Source organism: Microbacterium umsixpiens, from assembly GCF_053543675.1.
Window position 1 is genome coordinate 3,475 of record NZ_JBLVOH010000229.1, and the last position, 1,217, is coordinate 4,691.

Below are 1,217 nucleotides of genomic sequence, written 5' to 3' on the forward strand. Positions count from 1 at the left end.
CGACGGGCACCTGCGTGATGCCGGCATCCGTGTCGACGCCCTGTTCGCGCATCGCGACGACGGGGTACTGGTAACCGGCCGGCGACGTGGCTGCCTGCAGGGCGACCTTCGTGCCGTCGCCGATCTCACCGAGCGCCTCGATGCCGGCGGGACCGGAGCCGGTCGCGTCGGCGGCGGCCTCTTCGATGCCGTTGCAGTACGAGAGCTCGATGCCGCTGGCCGCGTAGGTCGACATGACCGGCTCATCCTCGCAGTACTTGTCGGGGTTGTTCGTGTACGCCACCGACGCGTACGAGGTGGCGCCGAAGCGCACATCGCGGAGGATGAGCTCGGCATCGTAGCGCTCGGTCGCGTTGTACAGCGATCCGGCGTCGGTGATGATGACCTGCGCCTGGTCGGTGCCGAGGGCCTCGACCGTGGCGGCGTAGTCGGAGGCGACGACCCCCTTCACCTCGATGTCGAGGTTCTCGGACAGGTACGTGGTGAGCGGGTCGAGGGCCTGGGCGAGGTCTTCGCCCTCGACCGACGGGACCAGCGAAAGGGTGATGGAGGACGGCCATTCGGTCGTCTCGTCTGCCGTCTCGTCGGGTGCGCTGCTGCTGCAGCCGGCGAGCGCCAGAACGGCGACGGCGGCGATGCCCGTGGTGAGCAAGGACTTACGCATTCGGATCGTGCCTTTCGGTGAGGGTGGTGCTGCGGGGGGTACTGGAAGCCGCAGTCGCGGCCCAGGCTTCGATGTCGCCATAGAGGTCGGCGATGGTCCGGCCGCGCATCGTGACGGCGGCCGGGGAGCGTTCGGCGGTGGCGCCGACGAGCGCCGTGGCTGCGCCCTGCGCGGCGGCCGGTGCGAGGTCGAACTCGAAGATGTCACCGACCGAGAGCACCGGCCCCTCGGCGATCGCCGCCTGGATGATGGGGATGAGCCCCGAGGGCTTGCCGACCGTGAAGTGCAGGTCGTCGAACAGGGGGGTGATGCCCCACCCGTCCAGGACGGGGCGGATGCCGGCACCGGGCGCATTGGTCGCGAGCACCAGCCGGACCTGCGGGTGGACACGGGTCAGGAAGTCGGCGAGCCCTGCCGGTGGCGCGATCGCCGCGTGCTCGGAGCCCAGCAGTGCCCGCGACGACTGGTAGGCGGCCTCGAGCGCATCGGCGGTCACTCCCTGTCCGGTGGCGAGTGTGCTGATCACGTCGTAGCCGTCGCGGGCGTCGGTCTC

General features: G+C 70.3%; 2 protein-coding genes. Both read right to left on the reverse strand.

The genetic code is table 11. The annotated features are described in order from the left end of the window. Positions 1–664: PhnD/SsuA/transferrin family substrate-binding protein (locus tag ACNPM4_RS19310; protein WP_448986844.1), on the reverse strand; the 664-nt coding region annotated here is incomplete at its 3' end. After that, on the reverse strand, positions 657–1,217 hold a 561-nt coding region (locus ACNPM4_RS19315; RefSeq protein WP_448986845.1), incomplete at its 5' end, for an HAD family hydrolase. The genes ACNPM4_RS19310 and ACNPM4_RS19315, both read right to left, overlap by 8 nt.